This window comes from Synechococcus sp. MU1648 (genome assembly GCF_023630615.1).
In the GTDB taxonomy this organism is placed as follows: domain Bacteria; phylum Cyanobacteriota; class Cyanobacteriia; order PCC-6307; family Cyanobiaceae; genus Parasynechococcus.
The window spans coordinates 136,538-155,225 of sequence record NZ_JAKUHI010000001.1; the positions used below are offsets into that span (position 1 = coordinate 136,538).

16 protein-coding genes and 1 pseudogene are annotated in these 18,688 nt (G+C 57.3%); 10 read left to right on the forward strand and 7 right to left on the reverse strand.

Annotated elements, in window-relative coordinates; all coding sequences use genetic code 11:
• Nucleotides 1–56 precede the first annotated feature (56 nt).
• Nucleotides 57–1,838, forward strand: coding sequence for a DEAD/DEAH box helicase (locus NCN06_RS00835; RefSeq protein WP_115093025.1), 1,782 nt, complete (start codon nucleotides 57–59; stop codon nucleotides 1,836–1,838).
• A complete protein-coding gene (locus tag NCN06_RS00840; RefSeq protein WP_226398090.1) occupies nucleotides 1,838–2,086 on the forward strand; it encodes a hypothetical protein in 249 nt (82 codons plus the stop codon). Before NCN06_RS00835 ends, NCN06_RS00840 begins: the two co-directional genes overlap by 1 nt.
• A 20-nt stretch (nucleotides 2,087–2,106) precedes the next feature.
• On the opposite strand, the gene NCN06_RS00845 is transcribed toward NCN06_RS00840, so the two are convergent.
• Nucleotides 2,107–2,301: a DUF8633 family putative protein gene (locus NCN06_RS00845; protein WP_226398089.1), complete on the reverse strand. Its 195-nt coding sequence runs from the start codon at nucleotides 2,299–2,301 to the stop codon at nucleotides 2,107–2,109.
• Nucleotides 2,302–2,498: 197 nt separating this feature from the next.
• Between NCN06_RS00845 and rbp the strand changes: the two genes are divergently transcribed.
• From rbp to NCN06_RS00865, 5 genes are all read left to right on the forward strand, one after another.
• Nucleotides 2,499–2,798: an RNA-binding regulator gene (gene rbp, locus NCN06_RS00850; RefSeq protein ID WP_226398088.1), complete on the forward strand. Its 300-nt coding sequence runs from the start codon at nucleotides 2,499–2,501 to the stop codon at nucleotides 2,796–2,798.
• A gap of 54 nt (nucleotides 2,799–2,852) precedes the next feature.
• Entirely contained in the window at nucleotides 2,853–2,987 is a 135-nt protein-coding gene (locus NCN06_RS12750; RefSeq protein ID WP_284499918.1) for a hypothetical protein, read from the forward strand.
• Between the two features lie 111 nt (nucleotides 2,988–3,098).
• Nucleotides 3,099–4,856 (forward strand): ABC transporter ATP-binding protein, encoded by a 1,758-nt coding sequence (locus NCN06_RS00855; RefSeq protein WP_250398535.1) that lies wholly within the window; start codon nucleotides 3,099–3,101, stop codon nucleotides 4,854–4,856.
• A gap of 62 nt (nucleotides 4,857–4,918) precedes the next feature.
• On the forward strand, nucleotides 4,919–7,018 hold the full coding sequence (locus NCN06_RS00860) for a cation:proton antiporter domain-containing protein (protein ID WP_226398155.1): 2,100 nt from the start codon (nucleotides 4,919–4,921) through the stop codon (nucleotides 7,016–7,018).
• A 68-nt stretch (nucleotides 7,019–7,086) separates the two neighbouring features.
• Nucleotides 7,087–8,034, forward strand: coding sequence for an LCP family protein (locus NCN06_RS00865; protein ID WP_226398086.1), 948 nt, complete (start codon nucleotides 7,087–7,089; stop codon nucleotides 8,032–8,034).
• A 98-nt stretch (nucleotides 8,035–8,132) separates the two neighbouring features.
• Here NCN06_RS00865 and NCN06_RS00870 read toward each other — a convergent pair whose 3' ends face one another.
• From NCN06_RS00870 to psbP, 3 genes and pseudogenes are all read right to left on the reverse strand, one after another.
• On the reverse strand, nucleotides 8,133–12,065 hold the full coding sequence (locus tag NCN06_RS00870; protein WP_250398536.1) for a calcium-binding protein: 3,933 nt from the start codon (nucleotides 12,063–12,065) through the stop codon (nucleotides 8,133–8,135).
• A gap of 78 nt (nucleotides 12,066–12,143) precedes the next feature.
• A pseudogene (locus NCN06_RS00875) lies at nucleotides 12,144–12,500 on the reverse strand (calcium-binding protein); the annotation flags it as partial.
• A gap of 193 nt (nucleotides 12,501–12,693) precedes the next feature.
• Nucleotides 12,694–13,248 (reverse strand): photosystem II reaction center PsbP, encoded by a 555-nt coding sequence (psbP, locus tag NCN06_RS00880; protein ID WP_250398538.1) that lies wholly within the window; start codon nucleotides 13,246–13,248, stop codon nucleotides 12,694–12,696.
• Between the two features lie 134 nt (nucleotides 13,249–13,382).
• Between psbP and recR the strand changes: the two genes are divergently transcribed.
• Nucleotides 13,383–13,961: a recombination mediator RecR gene (gene recR / locus NCN06_RS00885; RefSeq protein WP_226398153.1), complete on the forward strand. Its 579-nt coding sequence runs from the start codon at nucleotides 13,383–13,385 to the stop codon at nucleotides 13,959–13,961.
• A gap of 61 nt (nucleotides 13,962–14,022) precedes the next feature.
• Entirely contained in the window at nucleotides 14,023–14,922 is a 900-nt protein-coding gene (gene lipA / locus NCN06_RS00890) for a lipoyl synthase (RefSeq protein ID WP_226398083.1), read from the forward strand.
• Here lipA and NCN06_RS00895 read toward each other — a convergent pair.
• From NCN06_RS00895 to trhO, 3 genes are read right to left on the reverse strand one after another with little or no spacing between them, the layout of a single operon-like run.
• The gene (locus NCN06_RS00895) at nucleotides 14,907–15,404 is read right to left on the reverse strand and encodes a hypothetical protein (RefSeq protein WP_226398152.1); all 498 of its coding nucleotides are present in this window, start codon (nucleotides 15,402–15,404) and stop codon (nucleotides 14,907–14,909) included. The two genes, lipA and NCN06_RS00895, sit on opposite strands and share 16 nt — an antisense overlap.
• Before the next feature lie 34 nt (nucleotides 15,405–15,438).
• Nucleotides 15,439–16,410 carry a DUF952 domain-containing protein gene (locus NCN06_RS00900; protein ID WP_226398082.1) on the reverse strand — a complete coding sequence of 324 codons (972 nt, stop codon included), beginning with the start codon at nucleotides 16,408–16,410 and terminating at the stop codon, nucleotides 15,439–15,441.
• 48 nt (nucleotides 16,411–16,458) lie between these two features.
• On the reverse strand, nucleotides 16,459–17,412 hold the full coding sequence (gene trhO, locus NCN06_RS00905) for an oxygen-dependent tRNA uridine(34) hydroxylase TrhO (protein WP_226398081.1): 954 nt from the start codon (nucleotides 17,410–17,412) through the stop codon (nucleotides 16,459–16,461).
• Between the two features lie 1,111 nt (nucleotides 17,413–18,523).
• Here trhO and NCN06_RS00910 point away from each other — a divergent pair.
• Nucleotides 18,524–18,676: a hypothetical protein gene (locus tag NCN06_RS00910; protein WP_250398539.1), complete on the forward strand. Its 153-nt coding sequence runs from the start codon at nucleotides 18,524–18,526 to the stop codon at nucleotides 18,674–18,676.
• The last annotated feature ends 12 nt before the right edge of the window (nucleotides 18,677–18,688 follow it).

Consider the following 18,688-nt stretch of genomic DNA (forward strand, 5'->3'; position numbering starts at 1 on the left):
GTTGCAGGGAGGTTGTGAGCCTGATTTCAGAGATCAATCAGGCGAAGCCACCTTCTATGACTGAACAGCAGCAGCAGCGCGACGATTCCGCCTGCGCAGTCGATCTTTCTGCATCGGCTCTTCCGGAATCTGAACCGAATGCTGAGGTGTTCACCACCACCATCACGCCGTCTGAACCGGAGTCCGGTTTTGCTGGTTTTGGCTTTAGCGAAGCCATGATGCGCACCTTGGCTGATAAGGGATACAGCGAACCGTCCCCAATTCAGAAGGCGGCATTCCCCGAGCTGATGCTTGGCCGTGATCTGGTGGGTCAGGCCCAGACCGGCACCGGCAAAACAGCAGCCTTTGCGTTGCCGTTGCTTGAGCGTCTGGAGAGCGGCCAGAAAACCCCCCAGGCCCTGGTGCTCGCCCCCACCCGGGAGCTGGCGATGCAGGTGGCCGATTCCTTTAAGGCCTATTCCGCCGGCCATCCCCACCTGAAGGTGCTTGCGGTCTACGGCGGCACGGATTTCCGCTCTCAGATCAGTGCCCTCAGGCGCGGGGTTGATGTGGTGGTGGGCACCCCTGGACGGGTGATGGATCACATGCGGCAGGGCACGCTCGATACCAGTGGGCTGCGAAGCCTTGTGCTTGATGAAGCGGACGAAATGCTCCGCATGGGCTTCATCGACGATGTGGAGTGGATCCTTGGCCAGTTGCCTGAGCAGCGGCAGGTGGTGCTGTTCTCGGCGACGATGCCGCCGGAGATCCGTCGACTGTCCAAGCGTTATCTCAAGGACCCTGCTGAGGTCACGATCCGCACCAAGGATCAGGAAGGCAAGCGAATCCGCCAGCGTTCGATCACGGTGCCGATGCCGCACAAGCTCGAGGCCCTTCAACGGGTTCTGGATGCTTGTGGTGGTGAGGGTGTAATCATCTTCGCCAGAACCAAAGCGATCACCCTGACGGTGGCCGAAACCCTCGAAGCAGGCGGCCATCAGGTGGCGGTTCTCAACGGCGACGTTCCGCAGAACCAGCGGGAACGCACGGTGGAGCGGCTTCGCAGTGGATCTGTCGACATCCTTGTGGCCACCGACGTTGCGGCCCGCGGTCTCGATGTTGAGCGCATCGGTTTGGTGATCAACTACGACATGCCGTTCGATAGCGAGGCCTATGTGCACCGCATCGGCCGGACGGGCCGGGCCGGTCGGACCGGTGAAGCCGTTCTGTTTGTGACCCCACGGGAACGACGCTTCATTCGCAACCTCGAGCGGGCTACCGGTCAGCCGATCGAAGCGATCGAAGTACCTGGCAACACGGCGATCAATCAGGGACGTCTTGACCGTCTGCGCAAGCGCTTGAGTGATGCGGCTCAGTCGGAACGATCCGATGCCGACGAAGCGGCCCTGCTTCAGGAGTTGATGCAGCGGGTGGCAACCGAGCTGGAATTGAGCCCTGAGCAACTGGCCATGGCGGCTCTCAATTTGGCGATCGGTCCTGATCCGCTTCTGCGTAAAGGGGACGATGACTGGATTCAGAACACCCGTCGCAACGACCGTGACCGCGATCGGAATGGGGGAGAACGCCGAGAGCGGCGCGACCGACCGGCGCGGGCTCCCGAGGAGAACATGCAGCGTTACCGGGTTGAGGTGGGCCACCGCGATCGGGTGAAGCCGGGCAACTTGGTAGGGGCTATTGCTGGCGAGACCGGTCTGCAGGGACGGATGATCGGTCGCATTCAGATCTTTGATAACCACAGCCTGGTGGACCTGCCCAAGGGCATGCCCGAGGATGTGTTCAACAATCTGCGTCGCTTGCGGGTGATGAACCGCGAACTGCAGATCACTCAGGCCTCCTGATGCGCAAGCTTCTGGCTGTTGCCCTGGTCTTGGCCCCTGTTTCGGTAGTGGCTTCGGACAACAGCCTGATCACCCAGTTCTGCAGAACGGCCGTCAAGGCCGAGCTGCAGAGCGCTGGGAAGGTTCCTCCTGAAGGCATGGTGGAAGACACCTGCCGCTGTTTCCTGGCGGAGGTGCAGAACGGGGCTGGAATCACGGGGGCCCAGGCCTCCTGCAAGGCCAAGGCGGCTGAGGCCTACGCCTTCTGATCCCAGGGGCTCGATTTGGGTTAGAGATTGCACACCTGAACGGTGACTTCAGGCTGAAGCAGGGCCAGCTTCTCCACGACCTGAATCAGCTCGATTTGCTCAGTTGGTGTGGACTGAGGAATCAGGCTGTTGAGCAGCACAAGCTTGTCACCAGGATCCAGTTCCCCGTCAGTGGTCCAGCACAGGGCTTGGCAGTAAAGGCTGTCGAATGTCATCTCACTTCTCTGTCAGGGTCTTCTGACAATGGTGTGGAACGGCGAATCACGGGCAGCTCTTCGGAATTGCTTCTTTTTTTTGTGTTGTTTCATACGACTGCCCTGTAACGTCATCGGGTTCACGTTTGAGCACTGGCACTTTCCGAGCTTTCGGAACCGGCTCAAGCGATCGATCAAGTCCAACGGTTCCACGGTCCATGACCATCTACATCGGCAATCTTTCGTTCCAGGCGGAGCAAGAGCACCTCGTTGATCTCTTCACTGAGTACGGCGAGGTCAAAAACTGCAGCCTTCCCTTGGATCGGGAGACAGGTCGCAAACGCGGTTTCGCCTTCGTCGAGATGGCCAACGATGCCGATGAACAGAAAGCCATCGACGACCTCCAGGACGTCGAGTGGATGGGCCGCATGATTCGCGTGAGTAAAGCCACCCCCCGGGAGCGTTCCGGCGCCCCCCGTGGCGGTGGCGGCGGTGGCGGCGGCGGTTACCGCGGCTGAGGCTTAAGCCTCGGCGTCCAACAGGTCCAACTCCATTTCACGTTGGCTCAGTTGATGCAGACGATCCGCGCTGCCGTCGACTGGGCCTGGTTGGTTGTCTTGGTGATTCTGGAGCTGCGGCAACACAGCCCGCAGTCCACGGCGTTTTTGCCGTGCCAAGTAACGGTGAAAGCGGTTGAACGACCTTGATCGGCTCATGGCACCTCCTTCGGTTGTTCTTCCGTTGTAGTGCGTCTTCAGAGGGAGAAAACCCTGTTGGAACCAACCCTCAGCAAAGCTTCAGCAAGCCGCTCACCGTTGATGCGGTTGCTGCGTCACCTCGCCCCGCAGCGTCGTTTGGTGCTCGCTGCAGTCAGCTGCTCTCTGCTCAACAAGCTGTTCGATCTGGCGCCACCAGCCTTGATCGGTCTTGCCCTGGATGTGGTGTTGCGTGGTGAGCAATCTGTGTTGGCGGGCTTTGGTCTGAAGACGGCGGGACAGCAACTGTGGATGCTGGCCCTGCTCACCTTTGTGATTTGGGCGGCGGAGTCGCTGTTCGAGTACCTCTACGACGTGCTCTGGCGCAACCTGGCGCAGACCACACAACACAGCCTGCGGCTCGAGGCCTACGACCATCTACAGAAGCTGGAGCTGGCCTTTTTCGAGCAGGACAGCACCGGTCGTCTGATGTCTGTGCTCAATGACGACATCAATCAGCTCGAACGCTTTCTGGATCGAGGTGCCAATCAGATCCTGCAGTTGATCACCACCGTTCTGGTGGTAGGCATTGGCATGGCGATGGTGGCGCCGGAGGTGGCCCTGTTCGCCTATTTGCCGATCCCGGTGATTCTCTGGGGATCACTTCATTTTCAGCGCCAGCTGGCGCCGCGTTATCGGGAAGTGCGGGCAAGGGCTGGTGATCTCGCCTCCCGGCTCGCCAACAACTTGGGGGGGATGCTCACGATCAAGAGCTTCACTGCAGAGACTCTCGAACTGGAGCGCCTGCGCGCTGAAAGCCTGGCCTACCGCCAGAGCAACGCCCGTGCGATCCGACTCTCGGCAGCCTTCATTCCCTTGATCCGCTTCGCGATCCTGTTCGCCTTCTTGGCGATTCTGTTGATCGGTGGCTTCAAGGCCTTGGCCGGTGAACTGCCGGTCGCCACCTACAGCGTTCTGGTGTTCATTACCCAGAGGCTTTTGTGGCCGTTGACCGCCATTGGCCGAACCCTGGATGAATACCAGCGCTCGATGGCATCCACGCAGCGGGTGCTTGATCTGATCGATACGCCGGTGATGATTCAGGGAGGGATGGTCCCTGTGGATCCGCAGCGGCTGCGGGGTGAGATTCGCTTTGAAGCGGTTGATTTCGCCTATTCAGGGCGTTCAGCGCTGTTGCAGGGCTTTGATCTAACAGTTCCAGCAGGCTCGACCCTGGGCATCGTCGGGGCCACAGGTTCCGGCAAGAGCACGGTGGTGAAACTCTTGTTGCGTCTGTATGAGCGCGATGGCGGACGCATCTGCCTGGATGGTGTCCCCATCGACACCCTGCAGCTTCAGGACCTGCGCCGTTGCATCGCCCTGGTTAGTCAAGACGTCTACCTCTTCCATGGCACCGTTGCCGAGAACATCGCCTATGGGGTGGCGGATCCCGACCCGGTGGCGATTGAGCAGGCCGCTCGCTTAGCGGAAGCCTCCGGATTCATCGATGCCTTGCCCCAGGGGTATGACACCTTGGTTGGCGAACGGGGCCAGCGTCTATCCGGCGGGCAGCGCCAGCGCATTGCTCTGGCCCGCGCCATTCTCAAGGACGCTCCAGTGCTGGTGCTCGACGAAGCCACCGCAGCGGTGGACAACGACACCGAAGCTGCCATCCAGCGATCGTTGGCTCAGATCACTCAGCACCGCACAACCCTTGTGATTGCCCATCGGTTGAGCACAGTCCGCCATGCCGACTGGATTGTGGTGATGGATCAAGGCCGGATTGTGGAACAGGGCTGCCACGACAATCTGGTGGCCGAAGGCGGGATCTACACCAATCTCTGGCAGGTGCAGGCCGGAGAAGGGGTTATTTCTTCCTGAAGCAAGCGTTGTTGGCGGCCGGCGCGGTGACCATGCTGGGTCCGCAAGCCGGCGGTGCAGCCATGGCCATGCAGGCCTCGATCAGCCATGTCATGCATCACCCCCTCGGGGTGTTTTCGCTGTTGGTGGCCATCAGTGCGGCGGTGCCGCCGTTGATCCGGCGGCTCGGTCTGCCTGATCTGGTGGGATTGCTGGCGGCCGGCGTGGTCGTGGGGCCCCACGCTTTGAACTGGGTCGACAGCACCAGCGAAACGGTTCGGCTGCTTTCAGATCTCGGGGCGGTGTATTTGCTGTTCACGATGGGTCTGGAAATTGACCTGGAGGAGTTCAACCGGGTCAAACGCCGATCTTTCATTTATGGCCTGCTGATCCTGTTGATCGGTGTGGGAACGGGCGTGTCGATCGGTCTCTTGGCTGGTTTTGCTTCGGTGTCGTGCCTGTTGCTCGGTGCCTTGATGGCCACCCACACCCCGCTTGGCTATCCGATCGTGCGCAGCTACGGCGCCCAGAAGGATGAGTCGGTGGTGGTGAGTGTGGGCAGCACAATCTTCACCGACATCGTGGCCCTGCTGCTGTTGGCGGTGGGTCTTGGTCTGGGTCAGGGAAGCCTCAGCGGCATGGGCCTCAGCCTGTTGCTGCTCAAAATCGGCATCTTTGCCTTGGTTGTGGTGCTGGGCATCCGCTGGCTGGGCCGCCGCCTGGTGCTGCGCGGCATCAGCGATGAAAACAGGATGGTGCTCGCCGTTTTAGTGGCCTTGTTCCTGGCTTCACTGGGGGCCGAGCTGGCTGGCGTTGAGAAGATTGTCGGCGCCTTCTTGGCCGGCCTGGCGGTGAATTCCGTTTTGCCCGAAGGCCGGGTGAAGGAACAGGTGATCTTCGTGGGTGGGGTGCTGTTCATCCCGATCTTCTTCATTGATCTGGGATTGCTGTTGGATCTGGGCAGCCTGGGGCAGAGCCTGAGCAATTTTCAGTTCACCGCACTGATGCTGGTGGGCGCGATTGGCGGCAAGGGGCTGGCGTCGTGGCTCAGCGGACGGCTGTTTGGCTACCGCCGAGCCCAGATTTTGATGATGTGGTCGCTCACGATGCCCAAGGTGGCGGCGACGCTGGCCACCGCCTTCATCGGCTATCAGGCGGGTCTGCTCAATCAGACCGTGCTGAACAGCGTGCTGGCGGTAATGGTCGTAACGGCCACCCTGGGGCCGATCCTGACCGAGCAGTCGGTGACCCGGCTCAAGGATCCCAGTCCCGATGTGGTGCCGGTCAGCTTCGGTGAGGAGGCTGCGGTTCTCGATGGCGTCAACGAGGTTGTCCAGCGCCCCCTGCGAATTGTTGTGCCCGTGGCCAATCCCAGCACCGAGAAGGGGCTGTTGAGCATGGCGGCTCGCCTGGTGCAGGGGTCGTCTGGGGCTGAAGGTCTGCTGCTTCCCCTGGCGATGGTGAATCCCAGCCTTGAGGAGATGCGCGGCGGCTTGAACCGGGCGGTTGCAGCGGCGCGCGGGCGGCTCAGCACGGCTGAGACCATCGGCGCTCAGTTGGCCGTTCCCACCCGCAGTCTGCTGCGGCTGGATGAGGATATCGCTGGTGGCATGAGCCGCACGGCGCTTGAACAGGCCGCTGACTTGTTGTTGATCGGTGCTGCTCGTACGGATCAGCTCCGGGCCTGGCTGATGGGCGACATTGTTGATGGGGTCTGCCGCACAGCGCACTGTCCGGTGGTGGTGGTGAACTTTGGCCGCGAGACCGACAGCGCCCTGGGCCGGATCCTTGTCCCGATCAAAGACCTTTCCGCTAGCGCTCGCGAGCAATTTGAACTGGCGCTGCGGGTGATCAATTCAGCCCCGGAGGAACAGCGCATCCGGATCACCCTGCTGCATGTGCACGACCCACGCTTCAGCGGGCAGGACCGTCAGTGGATGGAGCAGCAGCTGATCCGCTGGCGACCGCTGGGGATTCCGGCGGAGCGGTTCCACATCGTGATTGTGCGGGGACCCGGAATCGATGGGGCCATTCATCGCCTCAGCCGCGAACACGACCTGGTGATCCTGCGCACCCAGCGCAGGCGGGTGGCCGGTCTGCCGATTCCCGGCAGTGATCGCACCAGCAAATTGATCCGCCAGCTTCCCTGCGCCTCGATGGTGATCAGTGATCCCCTGGTTTAAGGGCGAGGCCTTCGCCCCTCTACCGGAGAAGGGATGAGCACGCCAAGATGCGGAATAGCGTGTATTCCATGCCACAAGATCCCTCTGCTAAGCCGTCTTCTGAGGCCACCAGGTGGCCGGTTGTTTGTGCTGTGGTGGTGGGTCTCAGCGGTGGCTTGATGCTGTCGGTGCCGCTGAGCCGATTGATCAATACAGAACCATCCAGCACGGCAGACCAACCCTTGGCGGCAGCTCAGCCCGCGCCGCTGGCCAACCCATTCGCCGGCTGGACTGGCTTCGGGGCCAGGGAGGTGGTGGTGCTGGGCCGTGATCGCACCGGTAGCAACACCGATGTGATCTTCACGGTGCGGGTGAATGGCACCACCACAACGATCACCCAAATTCCTCGCGACAGCTACATCGATGCCGAGGGCTTCGGGGGCATGAAGCTCAATGCCCTCATGGCCTACGGCGGTGTGGAGGCGGTGGAGCGGGAGTTGTCTCGACTGATGAATCGACCGATCCGTCATCACATCGTGGTGCGCCTGGATGCGATCGAAACCCTGGCCAATCTGGTGGGTGGGATCGAGGTTGATGTGCCCAAACGGCTGTATTACGTCGACCGCAGTCAGAACCTGGTGATCGACCTGCAGCCGGGGCCTCAGCTGTTGAAGGGGAAGGATCTTGAGGGTTTTCTGCGCTGGCGTAACGACGGCCGTGGCGATTTCGGCCGGCTGGAACGGCAGCAGTTGGCCCTCAAAGGCCTATTCGAGCAGATGAAACAACCGCAGAATTTGATTCGCCTGCCGGCCTTGATTACCGCTGCAGGTCAGGCCTTGGAGACGGACCTCGGGCCGATGGAATTGGGTGGCTTAATCACCGCGATGGGCACCACTGATCTCAATGCCTCCAGATTGAATGCAGTGCCTTTTAATGCCGATGGCATCAGCTACCTGGATACGGAGTGGCCGGCCAAGGCGAGCAGTGGTGCGGATGCGAGTGAGGCCAGCAGCCAGCGCTTCCGCTTCTTGTTCTGACGGCTGCTTTGTTCATTGCAACTTAAAAAAAAGCCTCCTGCAGAAGCAGGAGGCTTTTGGTGGCGTCACCCCCAGTCAGTTGAGAGGGATGCTGTGAGTCAGATCAATGAGACTTCGACTGCAGCTGCGTCAAAGAGGTTGTCTGGGAAATTGGCGAGGAAGTCATCCTTGTCCACATTGCGCAGCAAGGTGTTGACACCATCATTTCCACTGATCTGAAGGTCATCGCCATTTTGTGTGAAGGTTAAATCCAGTGCATAAACAAGACCTATCGCGTCTTTTTGGATGTTGAAATCGGTGATGATGTCACGTCCAGCGGAGAGAACAAAGATGTCTTTGCCTCCATTGCCGGTGAGCTTGTCATTGCCCTCGCCGCCGTAAAGCACGTCATCTCCAAGTCCTCCCTTGAGAGAGTCGTTTCCGAATCCACCTTGTAAAAGGTCATCACCTTTTTCTCCTATGATTGTGTCATTGCCTTTTTGGCCATATAAATAATCATTCCCGCTTCTTCCATTTAGGAAATCGTTCTTATCTTTTCCATGAAGTTTATCGTTTTTGTCTGCTCCAAATATGCGTTTTGAGTGATGTTTGATTTTATCGAATGACGATTTGCTTGGTGATAAATCAACGAAAACTTCCCGAAGTTGGTTGGTTGGATCTTCTGAATTGTTGGGTGGATTAATCGGCTGGCCTTCAATGGTCCCATCCTCTGCATCGTTGTCTTCAATTGCGGAATTGTCATCGCCGTTCCCATTATTGTTAGACCCTGGAGCATCGATCAGGTCACCATCTGAATCGTCTTTACTGGAGCCATTGTCACCGCTAGAGCTGTTGTTGCCGCCATCGATCGGGAGGCCAGGGAGAGCATTTTCTTCTTCTTTGGCTGCTATTAATTCCGCGTAATTTGCAACCTTGATTGTTGTTGTTCCTGTATCTTCATCTGGACTCCCTATGGTTTTAATGATGACTGATTCATTCTCATCATCATAGGTGGCATTTTCTACGTCCCATGTGATGCCAACTGAGTTCTTAAGCTTATCGATTGTGAATGTAAAATCCTCGATTAAATCGATGCCTTGGCTGGCATAGAAGATATCTCCACCAGTTCCACCTTTCATTGTGTCGTCTCCATATCCGCCGTCAATTCTGTCTTTGCCTTCACCCCCTTTCAGGGAATCATTCCCGTCGCCACCAATCAGAATGTCGTCATCATCTCCGCCTTCGATGGTGTCATTTCCGTTGTCGCCGGTAAGGCTGTCGTTGCCCCTGCCTCCATCCATGATCAGGTGATCATCATCATTGATTGTTGTGGGCTTTCCATTCCTAAGTGATGACTGATCTTCGTATCGAGCATCATCAAGGATGTAATATTCTGCAAATTCGTTGATGCTTTCAAGATTGATTGTGTTGTCTTCGCTTCCTCCAAGTGCTTCGAATTGGTCGACGCCGTCATCGCTACCTTTGTAGATTACCTTTGTATTTTCATCGTTGGCACCAAGTGGTGGAAATCCTGCATTTTTGCTGTCTTCTTCTTTGGCTTTGATTAATTCTTCGTAATTCTCCACGAGAATGATTGTTTGACCAACTTCATATCCGCTTTCATCTAAAACGGGAATGGTTGCGGTTTTCTCGTCGTCGTTGAATATCGTATTTTTAAGCTCCCAGAAGTAAGAATCACTATCTCTCAATTCATGTACTCCGAAGACAAAATCCTTGATCTCGTCATTGCCAGGGCTTGCTATGAAAACATCAGCCCATTTGTTGTTATCTCCTGATTTATTGTTTCCTGCTCCATACAAAATATCATCGCCAAGTCCGCCATCAAGCGTGTCTGCCGCATTTTCTCCCCTTAACAAGTCGTCTCCCTCTCCACCAATCAGAGAGTCGTTATGGTTTCCGCCTCTCAATGTGTCATTTCCTTCGCCCCCTTCAATCGTGTCATTCTGTTGCCCGCCATGAATGTCATCGTTTGCATCTCCGCCTTGGATGCTGTCTCTCCCGCCTCCTCCTTTGATCGTCAAAACATCGGTTTGATTGATCAAGAACGGTTTATCAATGCTTGATTCATTGATGTACTTTTCGTCGTCATCGAGATAATACTCTGTAAAATCATTGATGCTGTCGAGATCAATTGAATTACCTAGGTCTCCTCCAGTAATTTCAAATTTATTTGAATCATTTATTTTCCCCTTGAAGGTTAGTTTGGTATCGGGATCACTTGCTCCGCTGGGGGGGAAGACGATTTGGTTTCTTTCTTCGATGTATGCGATCAGTTCGTCGTAGTTTTCGACTTTAATGATCGTTGTACCAGCCTTTACGTTTTCATCCTTTTTACGCACGTCAATGGAGACTTGCTTTTCTTCATCATCAAATCTGGCGTTGTCTCGATCCCAGATGAAATATGTAGAGTCCTTCAGGCTATCTTCGCCAAATTTAAAGTCCTCGATTAAATCCTCGTCTGTGCTTGCAAAAAAAGCATCTTTTCCAGCTCCTCCTTTGAGAGTATCGTCCCCTCCAAGTCCCCTTAGTCGATCTGATCCATCGCCACCAATGAGTGAGTCGTTGCCCACGCCACCATTGAGGGTGTCGTTGCCCTCGCCACCATCGAGGGTGTCATTTCCCTCGCCACCATCAAGGGTGTCAGCTCCATCTTCAGCCTTCAGATAATCGTTTCCATTTCCGCCTTCAAGGCTGTCTTTCCCGCTCCACCCAAAAAGACTGTCGTTCCCCTTTCCTCCTTCAATTGTGTCATTGTCAGAACCGCCAAGGAGCCTGTCATTGCCAAGACCGCCATCGAGTTTGTCATCTCCAACATTTCCATGTAAATAGTCATTTTTGTCGCCGCCTGTAATAGTGTCATTCCCCTGTTTGCCATCAATCGAATATGAATCTTCTGTGGTTGCTGTTTCTGGTTTTGATTTGACTTTTGTGGTATATCGTTCCGAGTCGTCGTAATAATAATTGGCAAATTCGTTTATCTCTTCAACGGTAATGATATTATCTTCCTTCCCTCCTATCGCTTCAAAGTCTTTGCCATCGCTTTGATGGATTAACTTGGTGTCTGGATCGCTGGCACCGATTGGTGGGAATCTGCTATTGTTTAGTATCTCTAGAAAAGTATTATAATTATCTTCATCTTTGAAGATTACTGTTGTTGTTCCTTCGACTTCTCCGGATGTCTTGCTTAAGACATTGATGATTGCTGAATTGGTCGCACTGTTCGTTGTAATGCTCCCTGTATCCCACGCGTAATCAGTGCTTTCTTTGAGGCTATCTTTGCCATAGTAAAAGTCTTTAATTGTGTCATTTCCTGGGCTGGCTTTAAATATGTCGTTGCCTTCTTCGCCAGACGTGTTGTCTCCGAACATTTCGTCATCGCCATCTCCGCCATTCAGGATGTCATTGCCGTCGCCACCCAAGAGAGTATCGTCGCCATCATTCCCATAAAGTTGATCGTTGTCTTGATCAGAAACAAGTCTGTCATTGCCATCGCCGCCGTTCAATGTGTCGTCACCTAGTCCTCCTCTGATGGTGTCGTCGTCATTGTTTCCGTTAACTTTGTCATTGCCTGGGCCGCCTAGAACTTCATCACTTCCGCTGTTCCCATAGAGGGTGTCATTGCCGGCACCGCCCTCGATGTAGTCGTTGCCTTTGTTGGCGAAAATATAGTCATTTCCACCTTTTCCATCAATTTTTTCTGCCTGATCTTTGTTTTCGGGCTCGAATTTTTCTGGATCGCTTGTATCGCCTGTGGTCCAGGTCTCTGTCCCCTCAGAAAATTTATCTTCGTGACCTGATGGATATGCATAGTTGTTGCCATGTGAGACGTCATCGCTATCACTTCCGTTCACTACGAGGTCATAATCAGATTCTTCCTCGACTTCTAGATCTGATTGTTCACTGATACCGATGACAGTTGTTGTGTATTTTTGGCCATCGATGCTGAAGCTTAAATAACCGATCCCATTCCCATCTGTTGTGATGGTGATGTCCTGTTCGGTTAGGCCCGCGTTCTTGAGATCATCAGACAAGACAATTTTGTCGTCTGGTCTGAATCCGCGGATCGTGTCATCACCGCGCGACAACTCATAGATGTCGCTTCCAACGCCACCAATCAGCAGGTCATCACCGCTGCCCCCATCCAGGGTGTCGTCCCCGTCACCTCCCTCCAGGCTGTCTGAGCCAGCACCAGCCTCGATGCTGTCGTCCCCGTTGCCGCCTTCAACGTCGTCGTTGCCTTCACCTGCATCAATGACGTCGTCCCCCTCACCACCGTCGAGGGTGTCGTTCCCGGCTCCTGCGTCAACCGTGTCGTCGCCTTGGCCAGCATCGATCGAGTCGTTGTCGTCGTCACCCGAGATGTTGTTGTCGACATCCAGGTCTTCACTGAAGCGTGCCCCAACCTGGTGGGTTCCCCCCCCAAAGCATGGGGTTTGCTTCTGCCAACTTGGATTGTTGTCCCACAGGGGCTAACGCCTAAGTGCTCTTTCATCCTGTGTCGAAATAATCTGTTTGACATCACTCATCCGAGGGGTGACCAAAATCCCGTCCGATCTGTACCAATACTGGCGTTCTTTTCTATTTGGTCTAATTGTTCTGTTTGAGCCAGATAAATTTCTCTCCCTGCGTGACTCCTGGTCCCAAATTGTTTGACACCACTCAGATCAGCAGAGTTAGTGAGTGCACCACCCGGCCGCAGAGGTCACCAACTTTGCTCCAGCGGTCTTCGTTGACGCTGGTAGCCAGGGTGTAAAGGCGGCCGCGGTCTACTACCACAGTCGCCAGCTCGTGCCGGTCGCGATCTTCTAGGTGCACGGCATATTCCAGGTCGTAGAAGGTGTGGCCATTCACCTCGCGCTCCTGCGCTTCCACCAGCTCAGCGGTGCGGCCGCTGCCGGCGGTGGCGATCACCTCACGGCGCAGCCGCTCTCCCACTGCAACGGCGCTGCCAAGTTCACTCAGCTCGTTGTTTTCGCTCACCTTGTTGATCATCAGGCTCACGGTTTCATCGCTGTGGATCAAGTCGTGAAACACCACCCGCGGTCCGTTGCTCACCTGAACCTCGGTCCAACCGGTGGGATAGAGGAAGGCGAAACGGCCATCCGGGCTCTGGTACGACTGCAGCCCGGCTGTTGGTCCCGCGGCGCAAGCCCCCAGCACCAGTGCCAGGACGCTGCAAACGATCACGCGACTCAGAGACTGAAGGAGCTGCATCAACGGGGCAATTAATCCACGCTCCATTCTGCCGCTGCGGCTTGAGGGCCGTGACAGTTGTTCCGGCAGATGATCTCCGCAACTCCTACATTCCTCGCATTGGCGGCAGACCACTGAGCGGCTTCACCAAACCGTTGGCCCGACTGATTGATCAGTTCGAGCGTCTGCCCGGCATCGGCCCGCGCACGGCTCAGCGGCTTGCGTTGCATCTTCTGAATCAGCCCGAGGAGCAGATCCACCAGTTCGCGGATGCCCTCTTAGCGGCCCGCACCCAGGTGGGCCAGTGCCAGACCTGCTTTCACCTCTCCGCGGAGCCGGAGTGTGAGATCTGCCGTAACCCGGAGCGCCGCAATGGGGTGATCTGCGTGGTGGCCGATTCCCGGGATCTTCTGGCGTTGGAGCGCACCCGCGAATTTCAAGGGCGCTATCACGTGCTCGGTGGATTGATCTCGCCGATGGATGGCATTGGTCCGGAGCTTCTCCATGTGACTTCATTGGTGCAGCGGATCAGCAAGGAGGAGATCACCGAGGTGATCCTGGCCCTTACCCCAAGTGTTGAGGGGGATACCACCAGCTTGTATCTGGCACGGTTGTTGAAGCCTTTCTGTCCGGTGAGCCGGATCGCCTACGGCCTGCCGATGGGGAGTGAACTCGAATACGCCGATGAGGTCACCCTCAGCCGAGCCTTGGAGGGGCGCCGGCCGGTTGATTGATTGATGTCAGTGCCCTGATTCGTTGTTTCTTGAGCAGAATCAACACAGGCCGTCCGCCGGTATGAGCAAGTTCAGCGCCATTCCCCCTGCGGAGCGATTGCCCGAATGGCTGCGTCGGCCGATTGGTAACGCCTCGGAATTGGAGCGGGTGCAGGGGCTGGTGAAGCAAAACCGCCTGCACACCATCTGTGAGGAAGGGCGCTGCCCCAACCGTGGTGAGTGCTACGCCGCAGGGACGGCAACCTTTTTGCTGGGCGGTTCGATCTGTACGCGCAGCTGTGCTTTCTGCCAGGTGGACAAGGGGCAGGCACCGATGCCGGTGGATGTTGCAGAAGCCGAACGGGTGGCTGATGCGGTGGAAGCGATGCAGCTCCGCTATGTGGTGCTCACGGCCGTGGCTCGCGACGATCTCATCGATCACGGCGCCAGCCTGTTCACCAACACCATGGCGGCGATCCGGGCCCGAAATCCGCTCATCGCTCTTGAAGTGCTCACCCCCGATTTCTGGGGGGGCGTAGCTGATCAGGCACTGGCGGTGACGGCCCAGCGTGATCGGCTGGCCACGGTGTTATCAGCCCAACCGGTGTGCTTCAACCACAACCTGGAGACGGTGCAGCGTCTCCAGGGCGAGGTGCGCCGGGGGGCTACCTACATGCGGTCGCTCGGGCTCTTGGCGTCCGCCCGTGAACTGGCGCCTGAGATCCCCACCAAGAGCGGCCTGATGCTCGGCTTGGGAGAGACCCGTGATGAGGTGATTGCCACCCTCAACGATCTCCGCGCTGTGGATTGCCAGCGGCTCACCCTGGGGCAGTATCTGCGTCCTTCGCTGCAGCACATTCCGGTGGCCCGCTACTGGACGCCAGAGGAGTTTGATGAGCTTGCGGCGGTGGCCCGTGAACTGGGCTTTGCCCAGGTGCGCAGCGGCCCCCTAGTGCGCAGCAGCTATCACGCTGCTGACTGACGCCATCCCCGCAGACTGCGTGCCAGAACGGTGGAGATCTCTCCGCTCATCAGGGCCCCGGCTCCGCCCCAGACCAGCCGGAGGGGAAGATCCCAAAGCGCCGCTTCCACCTCGCGCATCGTGGCAAAACCGCGTTGGTTGAAGTAGCGGACCAGCCGTCGGTGCTGACGCTCGTCGTCACGGATGGCCAGCAACCGGGCTTTTGCACAAGGCGTGGCCTCCTGGGCCCAAGCCATGGTGGCGGCCCAGATCAGATCACCAACCCCTGGAGGCGCCGTTGGCATCACCCGCATCGTGTCGAGTTGAAGGCCCGTGGCGGCGGGGTAAGCCCACCCCTTCATTTCCCCCAGCAGCAGCAGGCTGCCGCTGGGGGCTTGCTGGGCCACCACCAGCCGCAGGCTCCACAGTCCCAGGGGACGGCCCACCTGCAATCGCAGCAGCAGGCCCCGTTCGCGGGCCTCGGCTTCCAGTTGTTCAAGCATCGACAGTGGGATGGCCGTGGTCATGGTCCTGAGGTCATGCTGATGCGGGCATGGTGACGACCGAGCGCACCGCCTCCAGTCGCAACGGACCGTAGAGGTGGGGGAACAGTTCGCCGCTGGGAATCGCATCGGCGCGCAGGGGAGCATCGACGGCAGCGGCATCAATCTCCAGCAGCAGCACGTCGCCGGCATCGGCATAAAAACGTTCAAATGTGGCGTTCACCTGCTCCTGCCAGGAGCAGTGGATGAAGCCCACTTGATCGAGTCCCATACTTCGCGTGGAGATGCGATAGCTGCCGTTGGTTTGCGCGGCTTGCCAGTCGTCCTTGAGGGCCAGATGAAACAGGGGTTGATCCAGGGGCACCGCCACGGCATCGGCGGGAAAGTGGTGCTGCTGCCCACCGGCAGTCCAGGGATCGGCCCGCTGCATCAGCCGCTCGAAGCGGGGATCCTCCAGGAAACGCTGGAGCCAGTGGCGTAACGCCTCCAGGGCGTTGTTGTTGTCGAAACCCTCAGGATCGGCGATGCGCCACTGCCGCACGAACGGCCAGATGGCTGCATCCGCCAGTGAGATGCGCTCGCCAAGCAGCCAGCCCTGCTCGGCAATCCTCTGGTTCCAGCTTTTCAGAATCTTGAGGCCGGCGTTCCGCTGCTCTTCCTTGTTGGTGCCGGGATAGCGATCGGTGTATTTGAACCGGTCCAGGTGGTGCTTGAACGGTCCGTCGTTCTGCTCGATCAGCGCTGACGTGTCGCTGGACCACAGCAGCTCCCGTGGGTCCGCCTGATTCAGGGCCCAGTCCATCACCGCACGGCTTTCTTCGATGACCTCACCGTTTGGCAACACCAGCACCGGAACGGTGCCCTTGGGAGAAGCCGCCAACATCTCAGCCGGTTTGGCCTTCAGCGCGATTTCGCGCCACTGCACCAGAAGACCGGCCTCCAGCAGGGCCCAGCGGGCGCGCATGGCGTAGGGGCAGCGGCGGAAGCTGTAGAGGATCGGCAGCACGGCATCGGAGTCGTCCTTGCAAGGATTGTCCGATGCGGTCTGAATCCCTCAAGCCTGCATCTGATCAATTTGCCGTTGCCGCATCGCAAACCGTTCCCGGTCGGCGTCGGTGTAGCGATCCACGCAATGCACACATTGCACGCCTTTGATGTAGCTCGGCAGTGCGCGTTGTTCGGCTGAAACCGGCAGGCCGCAGGCATGGCAGAGGCTGTATTCACCGGGCTCAAGGCGGTGGTTCAGGGCCACCCGCTGATCGAACACGAAGCACTCCCCCTGCCAGCGGCTCTTGGCTTCCGGCACTTGCTCCAGGTATTTGAGGATGCCGCCGCGCAGGTGGTGCACCTCCCCGAAGCCCTGTTGCTGCAGGTAGCTGCTGGCCTTTTCGCAGCGGATGCCTCCGGTGCAGAACATGGCGATGCGCTTGTTGCCGTTGTCCTCCATCAGCGGCCTCAGTGTTGTCTCCGCCCATTGCGGGAAATCGCGAAAGCTTTCGGTGCCGGGTTCGATGGCGCCGTCAAACGTGCCGATGGCTGTTTCGTAGCTGTTGCGGGTGTCGATCACCAGCGTGTCGGGATCATCCACCAGCGCATTCCAGTGTTCAGGTTCCACGTAGGTGCCGACGCTGGCGTGGGGGTCCACGCTGCTCACGCCGATGGTCACGATCTCTTTTTTGCGCCGGGCCTTGAAGCGGCGGAACACCGGCTTGTCGGCCCAGCTGCGTTTCACTTCGAGCCGCGCGTAGTGGTCGTTGCCGAGATCTAGAGACGCGCGCAAGTGGTCCAGCACGGCATTCACGCCAGGTTCTGGCCCGCTGATCGTGCCGTTCACCCCTTCCAGGGCCACCAGCACCGAGCCGAGCACATCGCCTTCGCGAGCCAGGCTTGGCAAGCTGGTCAGCAACGTCTCGCGACGCTTGTCATTCAGGGGTGTGAACGCATAAAAAGCAGCCACCAGGAGTCGGCTGTCTTTCCCCAGCACAGGCTCTTGGCGGATCGGGTCCACGGTGCTCCAGGTTCAACGTCCCTCCAGCCTGCATCAGGACGCTGGGTCCCCTTCAGGCTTTCCTGCTGATGCGCACAGAGGCAGGCCGCAGTGGACAGGCCAGGGCATGAAAGGGCTTGTGCCCCTTTTCAAAAATGAGGCTTCCCATGGGTTGAGCGTTTGCGCTGTCGATCTTCATGGCTGAGCCTCTGACCTATCCGGTGTAGCTCAACATGGATGCCACCAACAATGAGTCTTTCTTGCAGTGTTTAGGTCAGGCTTGGTAGCAAGAGGCTCAACCGGTCTGCTTCACCCGGACGATCCTTTGGTTTGAACGGTGTTCTGGGTCAGAGACGAATCGTGGTTGCACTCCTGGCTTTGGTGACGGCGTATTTGATTTTGACCCTGGCGAGTCAGGTTCGTTCCTAGTTACTTCTGCCGATTCCACTGTGATGGTGCTTTTCGATACGGCCGCTTGAGTGACTTCAATGCCATCACGGAAAGGTGCTCCGCTTCCGTCTATGGCACTCGCTTTAATCGCTGTTGTCTTCACAGCCACAGCCATCGGAACTGTGTTTCACAACAGGTACTGATTGGCTTTGGCGATGGAACTTGTCTTTGTAGCGCTCATCATCACAGCAACCCTGATCAAGGAGCTGTCGTCCAGATCAAATGCCCCTGGCTTCGTGAAGGGGAAGCAGCGTTAGCCCAGCACTCAATAACGGCGATGGTGGTGACGCTCGCGGTCGTCTTTTACGGCATCAAGAATGACGGACAGAACAAAGAGGCCAAATAGTGATGGAAGGACGATGGGGTCAATCATGGCTCCTCGTTGAAGGGCTACCTCTGGTTTAACCCTGCTCCAGCCCAGGCTGTGTGCCAGTAGAGAGATTGTTACACGACTTCCTGGGGGATGCGCTCTATCCCCCAGTCGGTGGAGCCAAGTGGACCCGGTAATCGCTCAGTTGAGGGAGGTGGTTTTACCTCTCTCCCCTTAGAACACCTCTAGACGAAATCGATGAATGGTTTTTGTATTGGTAGCAATCTGCATTGGCATCTATATCAATGCGCTTCGGATCATTCATACAGACGACGCATGAATTTTCATCCTTCAATGCAACATAAAAATCAATTGGCTGAACTCTGGGAAAGGTCTTGGGGATCGATGCAGGGCCATGTCACCGCACCCCAGGAGATCCATCGCAAGGTGCTGCGGATGGTGTCACCGCTGACGGAGCAGGATGCCAAATTAATGCTGAAGCAGATGGGTCAAGGCTCGTTGTGAATTGGGTTGATG